Here is a 17,757-nt window from a genome sequence, read left to right on the forward strand (position 1 = left end):
CCAGGAGTCAGTCATGGATGCCCAAACCCTTCGCGCCGAAACCTTCAAGGCCCTGCACGAGCGCGATCGCGCGTTCGTGATGCCCAACCCGTGGGACGCCGGCTCGGCGATCATGCTCGCCAGCCTCGGCTTTGAAGCCCTCGCCACCACCAGTGCGGGTTACGCGTTCAGCCTGGGCCGCCCGGATGCCGAGGGTGCATTGTCATTGGACGACACCCTGGTGAATGCCGGCATGATTGCCTGGGCCACAGCGTTGCCAGTGGCAGCCGACCTCGAAAACGGTTTCAGCGACACGCCCGAAGGCTGTGCCCAGACCATCCTGCGTGCGGCGGCGACCGGTATCGTCGGCGGCTCTATCGAAGATGCCACGGGCATTGCCGTCGACCCGATCTATCCTTTTGATTTGTCTGTCGAGCGTGTGGAAGCGGCTGTTGCCGCGGCCCGTAGCCTGCCGTTTCCCTTCATGCTGACGGCGCGCGCAGAAAACCTGCTGCATGGTCGCCTGGATCTGCCCGATACCCTGCGCCGCCTGCAAGCCTACGCCGAGGCCGGCGCCGACGTGTTGTACGCACCGGGCCTGCGCAGTGCCGAGGAGGTGCTGGCGGTGGTCAAGGCCGTTGCGCCCAAGCCGGTGAATGTGCTGATGTCCGGCGGCCTGAAACTCAGCGTGGCGCAACTGAGCGAGATGGGCGTCAAGCGCATCAGCGTTGGCTCCGCCATGGCGTTGGCGGCCTATGGTGAGTTCTACCGGGCGGCGCAGGAGGTGTTTGAGTCGGGCACTTTTACCTTCACCGAGCGTTCGATGTCGTATAGCCAGGCCAGCCAATTCTTCAAGAAATGATCGGGGCGTTGTTTCAAGTTCACGCGTGGGCTGCTGTTGCTGGCGGCTGCCTGCGCGTTGGGCTTACGCCGCCAGGCGCAGGTTCTGGGTGACCAGTGGGCGTGCCCAGTAGTAGTCGAAGTCCAGGGCCTTCTGCTGGGCCGCGAGTTCTTCGCTCGGGTACGGCGTGGCCGGTGGTGGCAGCAAGTCCAGTTCGAACTCGGCAATCGGCAGGTGCAGTGGACGCGGTTCCGGCGCTGGGCCTGGCTCGGGTAGCGGCTGGCCTGCGGTCAGGACAAGCGGGCGTACCCAGCTGCTTTCAAAGTCTTGCTGGCGCTGCTGGGCGACGATTTCTTCCGCTGGAAACGGGCTGGCCGGCGGGGGCAGCAAGTCGGTTTCGAATTCCGCGATCGGCAGGAACAATGGCTCAGGTGGGGCGATTTCGGTGTCTTTTACATCGCATTCACGCTGGGTGAGGATTTGCGACAACAGGTCCGCGCCTTCGCTGGGTTCAACCGCAGGATCCACCGGAGCCGGCGCCTTGGCGGCGAGCGCGTCCGGCGTATCGCCGAGCTGCTCGGCCAACGCTCGGGCGAAGAAGTCCTGCCATACATGACTCACCCCGGCCAGCGCTTGAGTATTGCGCAGGCCGTAGTGGTTATGGGTGGGCAGTACACCGATGGTTAGGGGAAGAATGTCTGACATTTTTCTCGGTCGACGCTCAGCTCTGGCAAAATACCTGACTGTTGTTTTTATCGGCCGTTGTTTGCCGATCCTTAATATTTTTGAGCGTAGCGATTGATGAGCGAACAACCAGCGGCCAGCCGCATTCGGGTCGAGGCCTTGGCCGAGGGTTTCCAGGCCCGCGCCGAGCAGTGGGCTGAGCAGCTTGGCTTGCCTCTGCAACTGACGGAGGCGGATTTCTCCCTGCAAGTGGGTGAGCATGGCCTGCAATTGCAACAGCTCGGGCCCGAGGCGCCGGGGCCGGTGCGTGTGGATTTTGTCGAAGGGGGAGCGGCCCATCGGCGCTTATACGGCGGGGGCAGCGGGCAAATGATCGCCAAGGCCGTGGGCGTTGCCCAAGGCGTGCGCCCACGGGTGCTGGATGCTACGGCGGGGCTGGGCAAGGACGCGTTCGTACTCGCCAGCCTGGGTTGTACCATGAGCCTGATCGAGCGCCAGCCGCTGATCGGCGCCTTGCTCGAAGATGGCCTGGCGCGCGGTGCGCAGGACTTTGAAGTGGCGCCGATCGTGGCACGCATGGCGTTGCTCAAGGGCAATTCCATCGATGTAATGCTCAATTGGCAGGGCGAGCCGCCTCAGGTGATCTATCTCGATCCGATGTTCCCACACCGTGAGAAAACTGCCCTGGTTAAGAAGGAAATGCGCTTGTTCCGGCCATTGGTGGGGGATGATCCGGATGCGCCGGCCTTGCTCGCGGCGGCGCTGGCGCTGGCCAGCCATCGGGTGGTGGTCAAGCGCCCGCGCAAGGCTCCATGTATCGAAGGACCGAAGCCGAGCCATGCGTTGGATGGCAAGTCCAGCCGGTATGACATTTATCCCAAGAAAGCGCTCAAGCCTTAAACGTATCCAGAGTGTCTTTGTGGCGAGCGGGCTTGCCCCGCGTTGGGCTGCGCAGCAGCCCCAGTAAGAACACCACGTTTACTCAGGTAGACCTAGGCGTAGGGTTTTGGGGCTGCTGCGCAACCCAACGCGGGGCAAGCCCGCTCGCCACAACAAGCCTGCTCAAGCCCACTCAAGCCCACTCAAACCCACTCAAACCCGTTCAAGCCTGCTCACGCCCGCTCAAACTCTATAGGCCCGCATAAACAACCCCACTACCTCCTGCACATGAGCTTCGGCCGCTTCTTCGCTCAGCCGGTCACCACAGCCATACAGCAAACAGAAATTCGCCGCGCCCTTGAGCAGGCAGAAGAAGTGCTCGGCCGCGACCAGCGGTTTATCGATGTTCAGGGCACCGCTCTGATCAATCCGGCTGAGCAGGCGCTCCATGCCCTGCAACATGCGCATGGGCCCGGCTTCAAAGAAAATCTGTGAGAGTTTCACGTCCTGGTTGCCGGTGGTCATCATCAGGCGATGCAGGTTCACCGACTCCTCGCTGTTGATCAGTCGATGGAACCCGCGCGCGATATTCAGCAGCACCGTCTGCACAGGCACGCCCTCCGGCAGCTCGAAATACATTACCGGCAACTGTTCTTCGCACTTGGCCACCACGGCCGCGGTGAACAAGGTCTCTTTGTCGGTGAAGTGGCTGTAGACGGTCAGTTTCGACACGCCGGCCTCAAGGGCCACGGCATCCATGCTGGTGTTGGCGTAGCCATTGCTCAAAAACAGGATTTTCGCTGCTTCGAGGATTGCCTGGCGTTTTGCCATGTCCTTGGGACGCCCAGGGCTATTGGTGGATACAGGATTGTCGGACATTTTTACCTTTAATACTGGACTGGCGAGTTTGGTATTAATAACATACCGGCAAGTATAATTATTCCTAGCTCCATTTGCGAAAGGTCCTTCAGCATGCGCAGCTCTTTCCTGCCTCTTGCGTTGCCAGCCAGCCTGGTCTTCCTATTGGCCGCCTGTGGCCATGAAGAAGCGACCCCAACGTCCATTCGCCCGGCCATGGTGGTGCAACCGCAGCCATCGGCGCAGGCGATGGACAGCTATCCCGGGGAGGTGCGCGCCCGTTATGAGCCTGACCTGGCCTTTCGCATCGGCGGCAAAGTCAGCAAGCGGCTGGTGGAGGAGGGCGAGCGCGTCAAGGCCAACCAGGCGCTGGCGGAACTCGATCCCCAGGATGTGCGCCTGCAATTGGAGGCCACCCGTGCCCAAGTCGCGGCCGCCGAGGCCAACCTGAGCCTGGTGCGTGCCGAGCGTGATCGCTACAAGACCCTGATGGACCGTCAGATGGTCAGTCGCTCCCAGTACGACAATTCGGAAAATCTCTACCGCTCAGGTGTTGCACGCCTCAAGCAGATCAAGGCCGAGTTCGACGTGGCCAATAACCAGGCCGGCTACGCCGTGTTGCGTGCGCCACAGGACGGTGTGGTCGCCAAGCGCGTGGTGGAAGTCGGCCAAGTGGTATCCGCCGGCCAGACCGTGTTTACCCTCGCCACCGACGGTGAGCGGGAAGTGCTGATCAGCCTGCCCGAACAAGGCTTTGGTCGGTTCAAGGTCGGCCAACCGGTAGCGGTCGAGTTGTGGAGCCAGCCAGACCAGCGGTTTGCCGGACGTATACGTGAACTGTCCCCCGCCGCCGATCCAAAATCACGCACCTTTGCCGCCCGAGTCGCGTTCACCAGCGGCAAAGTCCCGGCCGAACTGGGCCAGAGTGCTCGCGTATTCATACAGGCCGACGGCGTTGTTCCGCTGTCGGTCCCGCTGTCTGCCCTCAGCGCGGAAAACGGTGCTTCCTACGTCTGGCGCGTACTGGCGGACAACTCCCTTAAGCGCACCCCGGTTCGCATCGGCGCCTTCGGTGAAAAAAACGTGCCGGTTCTGGAAGGGCTGAGCCCCTCTGACTGGGTGATTGCCGCCGGCGTGCACGTGCTCCATGAGGGCCAGCAAGTGCGCCCGGTGGATCGCTCCAACCGTGTCGTGAACCTGGCGGCCAACAAGGAGTAGTCCCCGATGGGTTTCAATCTTTCCGAATGGGCGTTGCGTAATCGCCAGATCGTACTGTTCCTGATGATACTTCTGGCAGTGGTCGGCACCTTGTCCTACACCAAGCTGGGGCAAAGCGAAGACCCGCCGTTTACCTTCAAGGCCATGGTGATCAAAACCAATTGGCCGGGGGCCACCGCCCAGGAAGTCTCGCGCCAGGTTACCGAGCGCATCGAGAAAAAGCTGATGGAGACCGGCGAGTACGAACGCATCGTTTCGTTCTCGCGCCCCGGTGAGTCCCAGGTCACTTTTATCGCCCGTGACGCCATGCGCTCGGCGCAGATTCCCGAGCTGTGGTACCAGGTGCGCAAGAAGATCAGCGATATTCGCCAGACCTTGCCGCCGGATATCCAGGGGCCGTTTTTCAACGACGAGTTCGGTACCACGTTCGGCAATATCTACGCCCTGACTGGCGACGGCTTCGATTACGCCGTGCTCAAGGACTACGCCGACCGCATCCAGATTCAGCTGCAACGCGTACCCGATGTGGGCAAGGTGGAGCTGCTGGGCCTGCAGGACGAGAAGATCTGGATTGAACTGTCCAACCTCAAGCTTGCCACCCTCGGCTTGCCCCTGGCGGCGGTGCAACAGGCGTTGCAGGAACAGAATGCGGTCTCCACCGCCGGTTTCTTTGAAACGCCGAGTGAACGTGTGCAGCTGCGGGTCTCCGGCAACTTCAAGACGGTCGAAGAGATCCGTGATTTCCCGATTCGTGTGGGTGATCGGACCTTCCGTATCGGCGATGTCGCCGAGATCCACCGCGGCTTCAACGACCCACCGGCACCGCGCATGCGCTTTATGGGCGACGACGCCATCGGCCTGGCGGTGGCGATGCGCGACGGTGGCGACATCCTGGTGCTGGGCAAGGCGCTGGAAGGGGAATTCGCACGCTTGCAGAAGAATCTCCCGGCAGGCATGCAGTTGCGCAAGGTGTCGGACCAGCCGGCGGCGGTGAAAACCGGTGTCGGAGAATTCGTTCAGGTGCTGGCCGAAGCGTTGGCCATTGTATTGCTGGTGAGTTTCTTCTCCCTCGGCGTACGCACTGGCATGGTGGTCGCCCTGGCGATTCCGTTGGTGCTGGCGATGACCTTTGCCACCATGTATTACCTCGGCATCGGCTTGCACAAGATTTCCCTCGGCGCCTTGGTATTGGCCCTGGGCTTGCTGGTGGATGATGCAATTATCGCCGTGGAAATGATGGCGATCAAAATGGAGCAGGGCTACGACCGGCTCAAGGCCGCCAGTTTCGCCTGGACCAGCACCGCATTCCCGATGCTCACCGGTACGTTGATCACGGCGGCCGGCTTCCTGCCCATTGCTACGGCGCAATCGAGTACCGGCGAATACACCCGCTCGATCTTCCAAGTGGTGACCATTGCGCTGCTGGCGTCATGGGTGGCGGCGGTGGTGTTTGTGCCGTATCTGGGGGAAAAACTCCTACCGGACCTGGCGAAGATTCATGCGGCCAAACACGGCGTCGACGGCCCGGATCCCTACGGCACGCCGTTCTACCAGCGCGTCAGGCGTTTGGTGGAGTGGTGCGTGCAGCGGCGTAAAACCGTCATTGTGCTGACCCTGCTGCTGTTTATCGGCTCGGTGGCGCTGTTCCGTTTTGTACCGCAACAGTTCTTCCCGGCTTCTGGCCGCCTGGAACTGATGGTCGACCTGAAACTCGCCGAAGGCGCTTCCCTGAGCAGCACCGCCGACCAGGTCAAACGGCTCGAAGCCTTGCTGAAGGAACATGCCGGCATCGACAACTACGTGGCCTATGTGGGCACCGGTTCGCCGCGGTTCTACCTGCCTCTGGACCAGCAATTACCCGCCGCCAGCTTTGCCCAATTTGTGGTGCTGGCCAAAACCATCGAAGAACGCGAAAGCCTGCGCACCTGGCTGATCGAAACCCTCAACGAACAATTCCCCGCCCTGCGCTCGCGCGTTACCCGCCTGGAGAACGGCCCTCCCGTGGGCTACCCGGTGCAGTTTCGCGTGACCGGTGAACATATCGAAGAGGTCCGCGCCCTGGCACGCAAGGTGGCGGCCAAGGTGCGCGAAAATCCCCACGTGGCCAATGTGCACCTGGACTGGGAAGAGCCGAGTAAAATCGTCTACCTCAATATCGACCAGGACCGCGCCCGTGCCCTTGGCGTGAGCACCGCCAACTTGTCGAAGTTCCTGCAGAGTTCCTTGACCGGCTCCAGCGTCAGCCAATTCCGGGAGGACAACGAGTTGATCGAAATCCTCCTGCGCGGCACCGTGCATGAACGTACAGAACTGTCGTTGCTGCCGAGCCTCGCCGTGCCCACCGACAACGGCAGGAGCGTGGCCCTGTCGCAGATCGCGACCCTCGAATATGGCTTCGAAGAAGGCATCATCTGGCACCGCAACCGCCTGCCGACGGTGACCGTGCGCGCGGACATCTACGGTAAGGAACAACCGGCGACCCTGGTCCAGCAGATCCTGCCGACCCTGGAAGGCGTACGTGCCGAGTTGCCGGACGGCTATCTGTTGGACGTCGGCGGTACCGTCGAAGACTCCGCCCGTGGGCAGAACTCGGTCAAGGCCGGCGTGCCGCTGTTCATCGTGGTAGTGCTGACCCTGCTGATGCTGCAATTGCGCAGTTTCTCACGCACGGCGATGGTATTTCTGACGGCGCCGTTGGGCTTGATCGGCGTGACATTGTTCCTGTTGGTATTCCGCCAACCCTTCGGTTTTGTGGCCATGCTCGGCACTATCGCGTTGTCGGGGATGATCATGCGTAACTCGGTGATCCTGGTGGATCAGATCGAACAGGACATCAAGGCTGGCCTGGCGCCGTGGCAGGCGATTATCGAAGCCACCGTCCGACGCTTCCGGCCGATCGTTCTCACAGCGCTGGCGGCGGTGCTGGCAATGATCCCGCTGTCTCGCAGTGTGTTCTTCGGGCCGATGGCGGTGGCGATCATGGGCGGGTTGATTGTGGCGACGGCGTTGACGCTATTGTTCCTGCCGGCCCTGTATGCTGCGTGGTTCCGAGTGAGGAAGGACGACGCGTAATCATGTTGGCCACCGTTTCAGCCTTGATGTTGCTACTGCTTGCCCCTGGCCCCACCAACACCCTGCTGTTCCGTGCCGGGGTGTTGTTCGGGTTCAGGGCGTCATGGCGGTTGGCGTTTATCGAATGCCTGGCTTACCTGCTGCAGGTCACGGTATGGGGCGTTGCATTGCTCTATCTGGCCGCCTATTCACCGTGGGCGCTGAAGGCGACACAACTGGCCGCGGCTTGCTACCTGCTGTATGTGTCTTGCAAGCTCTGGCAACGTAAAAGCAGTGACGTGGGTGCGGGCAAGGACCGCTTCACCGGGCTGTATTTCTTTGCCATGACGGTCATGAACCCAAAGGGTTTGCTGATGGTGTCGTTTATTGCGCCAGCCGACGCCTTTACTACTGCGCCAGGCTATGTCGCCTTCATGGGGACTTTGGCGTTGGTGGTGGTCCCGGTGGGGGCTGCGTGGGTGCTACTGGGAAGCCGATTCGAAGGGATGCCGAAGAGCTGGCTGACGCCATTGAAGATCAACCGTGCGACATCGGTTGCGATCGGTTGCTTCGCCACCCTGATGATGGGGCGACTGGCTGATTCGGTCATGCATTAGGATCGTTCCCCGTTGCAGGGAACGATCCTCTCGCAGCTTACAACGCGCCAAACACCTTCTTCGCCAAACTGGTGGCCGCCGCCGCCGGGTTCTTGCGAATGGTTTCTTCCTGTTGCGCAATCATCTTGAACAAACCGTCCAGCGCCTGCTCGGTCACGTAGTTCTCGACATTGGCGCTCTTGGCGTCGACCGCACCGAAGGCCGCAGCCTTGCCAGCCAGGGCGTTGTACTGCTGGGCCACGCCGACCTTGTCGGTGGCGGCCTTGACGATCGGCAGGAACTTGGCGCGAATTTGTTCGCGGCTGCTTTTGTTCAAGTACTGGGTGGCCGAGTCCTGGCCGCCGGTGAGGATGCCCTTGGCGTCGGTCACGCTCATGTTTTTCACGGCGTTCACCAGGATCGGCTGGGCTTGGGTCACGGCCGTTTCAGCCGCTTTGTTCATGCTGTCTTCCAGTTGAGTGACCTGATCACCCAGCCCGAACATTTTCAGCTTGTCGGCGACTTTGCCCAGCTTGCCCGGCAAGCCGATCTTCACTTCGGGGTTGTTGCTGAAGCCACCGGGCACGCCCAGCTGTTTCACGGCAATCTGTGCGCCTTGGGTCAGTGCGTCCTTGAGGCCGCCGCTGGCGTCGCCCTGGGACAGGCTGCCAAGGTCCAAGGCCATGGCGTTGGCGCCGAGCAGCAGGCCGGCGCACAGGGCAGTGAGGCGAAGGGAGTTACGGAGCATGGGCGCTTCCTTATGTTCGATGAATTCAGTGAGCGACCGCGTCAACCCGCAGGCGCAGCGGTTGTGGGTCTTGGCCGTTGAGCTGCACGGCGTGCCGTTCGGTGGTGATAAACAGTAGCTTGCCATCCAGTTCGATGCGAGCGCTGAGCGAATAACTGTGGCCGGGCTTGACCTGGGCGGGGTCGTAGCTCAGGTGAAACGGCAACGGCACCTGGCCTTTGACCGGGCCTTTTTGCTCGGCCAGGGTCACGGCGGGCGCATCCGCCAGGGACGCGTCCTGCAGGCTGACACTCAAGGTCGCGGTCGGCGGCAGGGCGATGCGTTGCAGGTAGAAGACCTCGCCGTCGAGGCTGGCCTTGGGCGCAGGGTGCATGGATTGGCAGGCTCCGAGCAGGGCGGTGAGGCCCAGGAGAATGATTTTTTTCATGGTGCGGCTCCTTGTAAGCGGCACCGGAATCCTTCCGGCACCTTATTCAATCTAGCGGCTTTCTTCAGGCTTGAGCGGGGCAGGTTCGACTGGCGCCTCCCCAGCACCATCCACGCGATGCAAGGCCACCTGGCGGATCGACAAGCGAATTTCGGCCGGCAGCACGCGCTTGGCGGCGCCTTCAGCCAGTTCGCCGAGCAGGTCGTGATAGCTCAATTTGCCGGCTTCATCGCGGCGCAGCACATCCTGCTCCAGCAGCGTCTGGATAAAATGTCGGAAAAGGCTCTTGTCGAAGAACTCCGGAGCATTGAGGCCATGCAGGATCGACAAGCGCTGGGCCATGATCGTGCACAGGTCTTCCAGCTCTTCGGCGCTGATACTGTTCTGGCCACTGTTGAGCAACAGCGAGATCGCCATGTAGAAGCGTTGCAGGGTCTGGGCGATGCTCTTGGACAGCAGCGTCAGCAATACAAAGTGCCGTGAACTCGGTGCCGGGCGCAGGTATACGTCGTTTTCGAAGCGCAGCAGCCCTTGCTCGATGAACGCTTCCAGCCACTGGTCGATCACCGTATCCAACTCTTCCAGCGACCAGCGGATAAACAGCTCCGATTGCAGGTACGGATACAGCGCGTGGGTGTAGCGCAGGATCTGCTCGCGGCTCATGCGCGAACTGCTCTGGAAGAAGCTCGCCAGCAGCGCCGGCAGGGCGAAGATGTGCAGTACGTTGTTGCGGTAGTAGGTCATCAGGACAGCATTCTGCTCGTCCAGGTACAGGATTTTGCCCAGGGCATCGCTCTGTTCCGACAACAGGTCCATGTCCTTGACGTGCTTGATCAGCGCCATGCCGTCGCCTTCGGGCAGCGTGGTATGGGGCGAGTAGGGCACGCGGCGCAACAGCGCCAGGTACAGGTCCAACTGACGGGCCATGGCCTGTTCGTCCAGGGCCAGGCGCGTGGTGGACAGCAACGCCAGGGCCACCAGGTTCACCGGGTTGACTGCCGCGGCTTCGTTCAAATGCCGCGCTACCTGTTCGCCGAGGCGGTTGGTGGTTTCGTTGAGCCACGCCGGCTTGTAGTTCGGGCCGAGCTCCTGGGCGCGCCAGTCGGGTTGCTCGGCATCGAGGAATTCCGCCAGCTTGATCGGCTCGCCAAAGTTGACCGCGACTTGGCCAAAACGCTGCTTGAGCGCGCCGACCACTTTGAAAATATCGAAGATCGATTCTTTCTTTTTGCTCGCGCCACGCAGTTCGCCGAGGTAAGTGCGGCCTTCGAGTACGCGCTCATAGCCGATATACACCGGCACGAACACAATCGGCATGCGCGAGGAGCGCAGGAAGCTGCGCAGGGTGATTGCCAGCATGCCGGTTTTCGGTTGCAGCATGCGCCCGGTGCGCGAGCGCCCGCCTTCGACGAAGTACTCCACCGGGAAGCCCTTGGTGAACAGGGTGTGCAGGTATTCGTTGAACACCGAGGTGTACAGCGGGTTGCCCTTGAAGGTGCGGCGCATGAAAAACGCACCGCCACGGCGCAGCAGGCTGCCGATCACCGGCATGTTCAGGTTGATCCCGGCGGCGATGTGCGGCGGGGTCAGGCCGTTCTTGAACAGCAGGTAGGACAGCAGCAGGTAGTCGATATGGCTGCGGTGGCATGGGACATAGATAACTTCGTAGCCCTGGGCAACTTTTTGCACGCCTTCGATGTTATTGACCTTGATGCCGTCGTAGATCTTGTTCCAGAACCAACTCAGCACCACTTCCAGGAAGCGGATCGCGGTGTAGGTGTAGTCCGAGGCAATCTCGTTGCCATAGCGCAACGCCTGGGCCTTGGCCTTTTCGGGGCTGATCTTTTCGCGCTCGGCTTCGTCGGCGATGGCTTGGCGCACCAGCGGCATATTCACCAGGCCCTTCACCAGGTTGCGGCGGTGGGACAGGTCGGGGCCGATGACAGCGGTTTTCAGGTTACGAAAGTGCACACGCAGGATGCGCTGGGCCATTCGCACGGTGCGTTCGTGACCTTTATTGTGCTCGATCAATTCACGCAGGTTGATGGGCGCGGAGAATTGCACGCGGGTCTTGCGCCCGAGGATCAGGATGCTCAACAAACGACGCAGACGCCCGGTGACCGCCCAACTGTCGGCAAACAGCAGTTTCCACGGGCTGGACTCGCTCTCGGGTGACTGCCCCCAGAACACGCTGACCGGAATGATTTGTGCATTCTCTTCGGCGTGCGCGGTGAGGGTGTCGACCAGGCGGGTCAGGGTTGGCGGCGCGCCGCGCTTGTCCTGGCGGCCGAGCCAATCGGGCTCGGGCGTGAGGTAGAAGAATGCCGCGGGCTCCATCAGCGGGCCCACCGACACCGGCAACACCGGGCGCGGCAGGCCGGCCTTGGTGCACTCGGCGTCGACTACGGCCAGTTCGGTCAGGGAGGGCGATTGCAGGACATAGAACACCGGTCGGCTGCGGTCGAGGTTAAGGGTTAGGGACGACTGGTTGATCGTCTCCGAGCGAACCCAGAGGTACAGCAGTCGGCGCAAGGTGCCAAACACCAGACGGCGGAACGGGGAGCGGGTCATAGGCGAGCTGCTTCAAGTGGGAAAAACCGAGCAGGCGCTCGGGCGGGTAGTGTGCCGTATTCGCCGAAAATCGGCAAAAAAGCAGCGATGTAAACTTGAGTTGATCGTTTTTGAGCCTGTCTTATACTCGGCAGTTCAACGCGACCGACTCAACAATAACAATCAAGTGGGGGTGAACAGATGGCAACGCGTGAAACCGGTAATGTGAAGTGGTTCAACGACGCCAAGGGCTATGGCTTTATCCAGCGTGAAGATGGCAAGGATGTGTTTGTGCACTACCGCGCCATTCGTGGCGAGGGCCATCGTTCCCTGGCCGAGGGCCAGCAGGTGGAATACGCCGTGGTGAGCGGCGAGAAGGGCTTGCAGGCAGAGGATGTGGTCGGTTTGTAATGCGGATTTGTTACACCGCAGGACCCATGTGGGAGGGGGCAAGCCCCCTCCCACATGTTGATTGTGGTTTACCGCTCAGGCTCAGGCAGTTTTCCAGGTGATCTGCTCTTCACCGTCTGTGCTGATGCGAATCCAGGTGTCGGCGCTTTCCTCACCTTCCTCCTCGACCCAGCTCCCTGGCGCGCAGCGCACTTCCACATTCAGCGCAGCAAACGCAGCGCGGGCGCAGGCAATGTCGTCTTCCCACGGCGTCTGGTCACTTTCCAGATACAGGCTGTTCCACTTGCCTACGGCTTTCGGCAGCCAGGTCACGGGCACGTTGCCGGCCTTGCACTTGTAGGTCTGACCCTTCTGCACCCAGTCGCTGCACGGGCCGAGGGCGGCGCCCAGCCAGGCGGCAATGGCCTTGTGGTCGACGTCGGCGTCCTTCAGGTAAATCTCGATATCGGGTTGGCGCATGGATGTTCCTCGTTGCGGGATTCGAAAATCCATTCGCGGATGTTTAAAAGTCGGTTATTGAAGCACGAAATAATCGTAACGCATCGATACGGTGACCCGCAGCGGTTCGACGGCCTCAATCACCTCGCTACGGCGCTCGGCACTGGCGCGCCAGCCGTGGGGCGTCATGGCCAGCAGGTTAGCGCGGTCCTTGGGCTCAGCCAGGCTAAGGGTGAACTCCAGGGTCTCGCTGTGCGCCAGGCTCATGCCGTCCGGTACCAGGGCCAGGTGCTTGTCGTCGGTGTATTCGCGCACTTCGTCGTACAGACGCTCGCGCAGTTCCATCAGGTGGCCGCGGGTGGGGCCGACTTTCATCAAGCCGCCGCCGGGGCTGAGCAGGCGTTTGGCCTCTTGCCAGTCCAACGGGCTGAACACACTGGCGAGAAACTGGCAGCTGGCATCGGCCAAGGGTACGCGGGCCATGCTGGCGATCAACCAGGTCAGCGCCGGGTTGCGCTTGCACGCACGCTTGACCGCTTCCTTGGAGATATCCAGGGCGTAGCCGTCGGCGTGGGGCAGGGCGTCGGCGATCTGTGCGGTGTAGTAACCCTCGCCACAGCCGATATCCACCCAGCGTTGCGGCGCGCGTTCGGCGGCCAGTTCGGCCAGGCGCTTGGCCACCGGGGCGTAGTGCCCGGCGTTGAGGAAGTCGCGGCGCGCCTCGACCATCGCCAGGTTATCGCCCGGGTCGCGGCTGTTCTTGTGCTGCACCGGCAACAGGTTCAGATAACCCTGGCGCGCACGGTCAAAACGGTGCCCGGCGGGGCACGCCACGCCATTGTCCACCGCGTTGAGCGGTGCGCTGCAAATGGGGCAGGCCAGCATCAGGCGAGCAACTTGATCAGGGTCTGGTAGTAGATTTCGGTGAGCACGTCGAGGTCGCTGGCCAGGATGCGTTCGTTGACCTGGTGGATCGTCGCGTTCACCGGGCCCAGTTCGACCACCTGGGTACCCAGCGTGGCGATGAACCGTCCATCGGAGGTCCCGCCGCTGGTGGACGCCTGGGTCTCACGGCCGGTGATCGCCTTGATGCTCGCCGACACGGCGTCGAGCAGCGCGCCTGGCTCGGTGAGGAACGGCAGGCCCGACAGCGCCCATTCCACATGCCAGTCCAGGCCATGCTTGTCGAGAATCGCCGCGACCCGTTGTTGCAGGCCTTCGACGGTGGATTCGGTGGAGAAGCGGAAATTGAACACCGCCGTCAGGTCACCCGGGATCACGTTGGTGGCGCCAGTGCCGGAGTTGAGGTTGGAGATCTGGAAGCTGGTCGGCGGAAAGAAGGCGTTGCCGTTGTCCCAATGCTCGGCGGCCAGTTCAGCCAGGGCTGGCGCGGCCAGGTGAATCGGGTTCTTTGCCAGGTGCGGGTAGGCCACGTGGCCTTGTACGCCGCGCACGGTCAGGGTGGCGCCGAGGGAGCCGCGACGGCCGTTCTTGACCACGTCGCCCACCAGAGCAGTGCTCGACGGTTCGCCGACGATGCACCAGTCCAGGCGTTCCTTGCGTGCCGCCAGGCGCTCGATCACGGCCTTGGTTCCGTGGTGCGCCGGGCCTTCTTCATCGCTGGTGATCAGGAAGGCGACCGAGCCCTTGTGGTCCGGGTAGTCCTTCACAAAGCGCTCGGAGGCAACCAGCATCGCGGCCAGGCTGCCTTTCATATCCGCCGCGCCGCGCCCGCAGAGCATGCCGTTTTCGTCGATCAGTGCGTCGAACGGGTCGTTTTGCCACGCCTGTACCGGGCCGGTCGGCACCACGTCGGTGTGGCCGGCAAAGCACAATACCGGGCCGTCATGCTTGCCGTGGGTGGCCCAGAAGTTGTCCACGTCTTCGATGCGCATCGGCTCCAGCGCAAAACCGGCGTCGCCCAGGCGCTGCATCATCAGCTTCTGGCAATCGGCGTCGATCGGCGTCACCGAGGGGCGACGGATCAGGTCGATGGCAAGTTGAAGGGTCGGCGAAAGATCGGCATGGGCCGTCATGGTAAAACTCCGGAAAGCGTGTAATGGGCGCAGGACGTAGGGTGGCGCAGATTCAGTGTGGGAGGGGGCTTGCCCCCGATGGCTGAGTGTCAGTCACTGCATCTGTTGACTGGCCCACCGCCATCGGGGGCAAGCCCCCTCCCACACAAAGCATTGGCCGAGGCCAAGACTCATAAAACGGCCGTTATCTTATAGCAAAACGGCGGCCAGAGGCCGCCGTTTAGTGCATTGCGCAAGTTTTTACGCGACGGTGACAGGCTCCACCTTCGGCGCCGGTTTCGGCAGCGACGACAGGAACGCCATGATCAATGCCGCCACGTACGGCAGCGATTGCACCAGCAGCATCACCACCCAGAAACGCATGTCATTGCTCGGCAGGCCCTGCACCAGGTAGATCCCCAGCGCCGCGCCCCACAACAGCAGCATGATGAACATTTCTTCGCGCGCTTCGGAAATCGCGACCCAAAAGCCGTGGTTATCCGCGTTTTTCGGTGTGCGAAAGAACGGAATGCTGGTGGTGAAGAAGCCATACAACACCGCCTTGGCGATGGTGTGGGACAACGCCAGGCCAGCCAGTGCGGCGCAGAACGCATCCTTGAGGTTCACCCCTACCGCACGGCGATACAGGAAAATGATCTTGCCAACCTTGAACACAAACAACGCCAACGGCGGGATCGCGAAAATCAACAGCGGCGGGTCGACCCGCGTCGGCACGATGATCATCGCCGCCGACCACAACAGTGCGCCGACGGTGAAGAAGATATTCATGCCATCTGCCACCCACGGCAACCAGCCCGCGAGGAAGTGGTAGCGCTGGCCACGGGTCAGCTCAGTGTCCTTGCCGCGCAACAGGCTGGCGGTGTGACGCTTGATGATCTGGATCGCGCCATAGGCCCAGCGGAAGCGCTGTTTCTTGAAGTCGATAAAGGTATCCGGCATCAGGCCCTTGCCGTAGCTGTCGTGGTAGTACGCCGCCGACAGGCCTTTCTCGAATACCCGCAGGCCCAGTTCGGCGTCTTCGCAGATGCACCAGTCGGCCCAGCCCAGTTCTTCGAGCACCGAGCGTCGGGTCATGGTCATCGTGCCGTGCTGGATGATCGCGTCGCGGTCGTTACGGGTGACCATGCCGATATGGAAGAAGCCTTTGTACTCGGCGTAGCAGAGCTTCTTGAAGGTGCTTTCGTTCTGGTCGCGGTAATCCTGCGGCGACTGCACCACGGCGATTTTCGGGTCAGCGAAGTGCGGCACCATGTGCTTGAGCCAGTTCGGCGACACGCAGTAGTCCGAGTCGATCACGGCGATCACTTCGGCATCCTTGGCGGTGTGCGGGATCAGGTAGTTCAGCGCGCCGCCCTTGAAGCCGGCCAGTGGGGCCACGTGGAAGAACTTGAAGCGCGGGCCGAGGGTGGCGCAATAGTCGCGCACCGGTTCCCACACGGCCGGGTCCTTGGTGTTGTTGTCGATGATCAGGACTTCGTAGTCCGGGTAATCGAGGGCGGCCAGGGCGTCGAGGGTCTGTTTGACCATATCCGGCGGCTCGTTGTAGCACGGCACATGGATCGACACTTTCGGGCGGTAGTCCGAATCCCCCACTACCGGCAGGAATTCACGCCGACGCTTGTGGGTCCATACCGCTTCTGCCAACTCGTGGGCTTCGGTCAGCAACACGATGAACACGCCCAGCGCGCCCAGGGCCAACAAGATGCCGACGGTCACGCTGAACCAGGTGCTGTATTGCTGGCTGTAGTCGTAGCCGATCCACACCAATACCGAACCGCAGAGGAACGCGATAAAGGTCAGGAAGGTGCGGCCACGCTGGCGCAGGGCCGAGCCGTCGATCATCAATAGGGTCAGGGACAGCAGTGCAAGCACCACCGATCCGATCGCCAGGACGCGCCATTGCGGGATCGCAACTACCGGCCCTTCGAAGTTGAACTTCTGCTGGCGCGCGGCGTTGTACACGCCCCAGTAAGCGCCGGCCGAACCTTCGTCGCTGACTTTCCAAGGCTGGTCGAAAGCCTCGATCACGAAGTAGTTATAGCCCTGGCGGTTCAGCTTGTTCACCAGCGTACGCAGGTAAATCGCCTGGTCTGCCGGGGACGATTCATTACCTCCGCGCATACGGCCATTACTTGGCCAGCCAACTTCCGACAATAGCAGCGGCTTTTTCGGGAACAATTTCTTCAGATCCCTGGCGCGGTCGAGTACGTACTGGCCGGCCTTGTCCATCGGGATGTATTCCCAGAACGGCAGGATGTGCGCGGCAATCAGGTCGACGTGCTTGGCCAGTTGCGGGTTCTTTTCCCAGATATGCCATTGCTCGGAAGTGGTCACCGGTACTTTTACGGCGGCGCGCACCCGATCCAGCAGCACAATCAGCGCCTCGGGGGTGATCTCTTCACGGAACAACGCTTCGTTACCCACGACAACCCGCACGACGCTGCGCGAGCTGTTGGCGATCTCGATAGCCCGCTGGATTTCACGCTCGTTGCGTTCCAGGTCCGGGCTGATCCAGATCCCCAGCGTTACCCGCAGGCCGAACTCTTCCGCCAGCTTGGGGATGTCCCCCAGGGTGCCGTCGACCGAGTAGGTACGGATGTTGTCCGTCAGCTTGCTCATGATCTCCAGATCGCGACGCATCTGGTCGTCGGTCGGGTATTGGTCTTTCTGCGGGTACTGGCCTTGTTGAAACGGCGAGTAAGAAAAACCGGAGATCTGTTCAGGCCAGTTGGGGGTAGTGACCGGGCGGTTGATCAGCGCCCAGAAGCCGGTGAATAGCGCGGCAATTGCCAGCACCACCACCAGGTTGAGTCCAAATTTACGCGATGACATGGCGATTTCGGGTTCCAAAGGGTGTGGAACGAAAAGAGGTGTCGGCCTGCGCCGAACGGCGCGCATCCTACACCGGCGTCTCACTGAGCGTATAGCGGACAGCGAAAAGCCGGACGTTAGTCCGCGAATGTTCACCTAAGTTCTTTACTTGTAGCTTGAAGCTTAGAACTTGTCGCGGTGTGGCCCTATAATGCGCGCCGGTTTTTGGG

The 17,757-nt window shown here is 61.5% G+C and carries 15 protein-coding genes; 6 read left to right on the forward strand and 9 right to left on the reverse strand.

Annotated elements, in window-relative coordinates:
* Positions 1-13 precede the first annotated feature (13 nt).
* Positions 14-841 carry an isocitrate lyase/PEP mutase family protein gene (locus tag AB7933_RS07990; RefSeq protein ID WP_024073802.1) on the forward strand — a complete coding sequence of 276 codons (828 nt, stop codon included), beginning with the start codon at positions 14-16 and terminating at the stop codon, positions 839-841.
* A gap of 63 nt (positions 842-904) precedes the next feature.
* On the opposite strand, the gene AB7933_RS07995 is transcribed toward AB7933_RS07990, so the two are convergent.
* On the reverse strand, positions 905-1,525 hold the full coding sequence (locus tag AB7933_RS07995; RefSeq protein WP_024073803.1) for a hypothetical protein: 621 nt from the start codon (positions 1,523-1,525) through the stop codon (positions 905-907).
* A gap of 96 nt (positions 1,526-1,621) precedes the next feature.
* Between AB7933_RS07995 and AB7933_RS08000 the strand changes: the two genes are divergently transcribed.
* Positions 1,622-2,404 (forward strand): class I SAM-dependent methyltransferase, encoded by a 783-nt coding sequence (locus AB7933_RS08000; protein WP_024073804.1) that lies wholly within the window; start codon positions 1,622-1,624, stop codon positions 2,402-2,404.
* A gap of 222 nt (positions 2,405-2,626) precedes the next feature.
* Here AB7933_RS08000 and AB7933_RS08005 read toward each other — a convergent pair whose 3' ends face one another.
* On the reverse strand, positions 2,627-3,262 hold the full coding sequence (locus tag AB7933_RS08005; protein ID WP_024073805.1) for a TetR/AcrR family transcriptional regulator: 636 nt from the start codon (positions 3,260-3,262) through the stop codon (positions 2,627-2,629).
* A gap of 93 nt (positions 3,263-3,355) precedes the next feature.
* Between AB7933_RS08005 and AB7933_RS08010 the strand changes: the two genes are divergently transcribed.
* From AB7933_RS08010 to AB7933_RS08020, 3 genes are read left to right on the forward strand one after another with little or no spacing between them, the layout of a single operon-like run.
* Positions 3,356-4,459, forward strand: coding sequence for an efflux RND transporter periplasmic adaptor subunit (locus tag AB7933_RS08010; RefSeq protein ID WP_024073806.1), 1,104 nt, complete (start codon positions 3,356-3,358; stop codon positions 4,457-4,459).
* Positions 4,460-4,465: 6 nt separating this feature from the next.
* Positions 4,466-7,531, forward strand: a complete 3,066-nt coding sequence (locus tag AB7933_RS08015) for an efflux RND transporter permease subunit (RefSeq protein WP_024073807.1) — start codon at positions 4,466-4,468, stop codon at positions 7,529-7,531.
* Positions 7,532-7,533: 2 nt separating this feature from the next.
* Positions 7,534-8,127: a LysE family translocator gene (locus AB7933_RS08020; protein ID WP_024073808.1), complete on the forward strand. Its 594-nt coding sequence runs from the start codon at positions 7,534-7,536 to the stop codon at positions 8,125-8,127.
* Between the two features lie 37 nt (positions 8,128-8,164).
* On the opposite strand, the gene AB7933_RS08025 is transcribed toward AB7933_RS08020, so the two are convergent.
* From AB7933_RS08025 to plsB, 3 genes are read right to left on the reverse strand one after another with little or no spacing between them, the layout of a single operon-like run.
* Entirely contained in the window at positions 8,165-8,854 is a 690-nt protein-coding gene (locus tag AB7933_RS08025; protein ID WP_024073809.1) for a DUF4197 domain-containing protein, read from the reverse strand.
* A gap of 25 nt (positions 8,855-8,879) precedes the next feature.
* Entirely contained in the window at positions 8,880-9,281 is a 402-nt protein-coding gene (locus tag AB7933_RS08030; protein ID WP_041160855.1) for a YbaY family lipoprotein, read from the reverse strand.
* Positions 9,282-9,332: 51 nt separating this feature from the next.
* Positions 9,333-11,852, reverse strand: coding sequence for a glycerol-3-phosphate 1-O-acyltransferase PlsB (gene plsB, locus AB7933_RS08035; RefSeq protein ID WP_024073811.1), 2,520 nt, complete (start codon positions 11,850-11,852; stop codon positions 9,333-9,335).
* A gap of 180 nt (positions 11,853-12,032) precedes the next feature.
* Here plsB and AB7933_RS08040 point away from each other — a divergent pair, with 180 nt between their 5' ends.
* Positions 12,033-12,242, forward strand: a complete 210-nt coding sequence (locus AB7933_RS08040; protein ID WP_024073812.1) for a cold-shock protein — start codon at positions 12,033-12,035, stop codon at positions 12,240-12,242.
* Positions 12,243-12,323: 81 nt separating this feature from the next.
* Here the strand turns inward: AB7933_RS08040 and AB7933_RS08045 are convergent, their stop codons facing one another.
* From AB7933_RS08045 to AB7933_RS08060, 4 genes are all read right to left on the reverse strand, one after another.
* Positions 12,324-12,701 (reverse strand): hypothetical protein, encoded by a 378-nt coding sequence (locus AB7933_RS08045; RefSeq protein WP_024073813.1) that lies wholly within the window; start codon positions 12,699-12,701, stop codon positions 12,324-12,326.
* A 54-nt stretch (positions 12,702-12,755) separates the two neighbouring features.
* Entirely contained in the window at positions 12,756-13,565 is an 810-nt protein-coding gene (locus AB7933_RS08050) for a putative RNA methyltransferase (RefSeq protein WP_024073814.1), read from the reverse strand.
* The gene (gene dapE, locus AB7933_RS08055; RefSeq protein WP_024073815.1) at positions 13,565-14,716 is read right to left on the reverse strand and encodes a succinyl-diaminopimelate desuccinylase; all 1,152 of its coding nucleotides are present in this window, start codon (positions 14,714-14,716) and stop codon (positions 13,565-13,567) included. Before dapE ends, AB7933_RS08050 begins: the two co-directional genes overlap by 1 nt.
* A 240-nt stretch (positions 14,717-14,956) precedes the next feature.
* Complete coding sequence (locus AB7933_RS08060) at positions 14,957-17,548, reverse strand: glycosyltransferase (protein ID WP_024073816.1); 2,592 nt, start codon at positions 17,546-17,548, stop codon at positions 14,957-14,959.
* Positions 17,549-17,757: the final 209 nt, after the last annotated feature.

It is taken from the genome of Pseudomonas gorinensis, from assembly GCF_042015035.1.
Taxonomy (GTDB): domain Bacteria; phylum Pseudomonadota; class Gammaproteobacteria; order Pseudomonadales; family Pseudomonadaceae; genus Aquipseudomonas; species Aquipseudomonas gorinensis.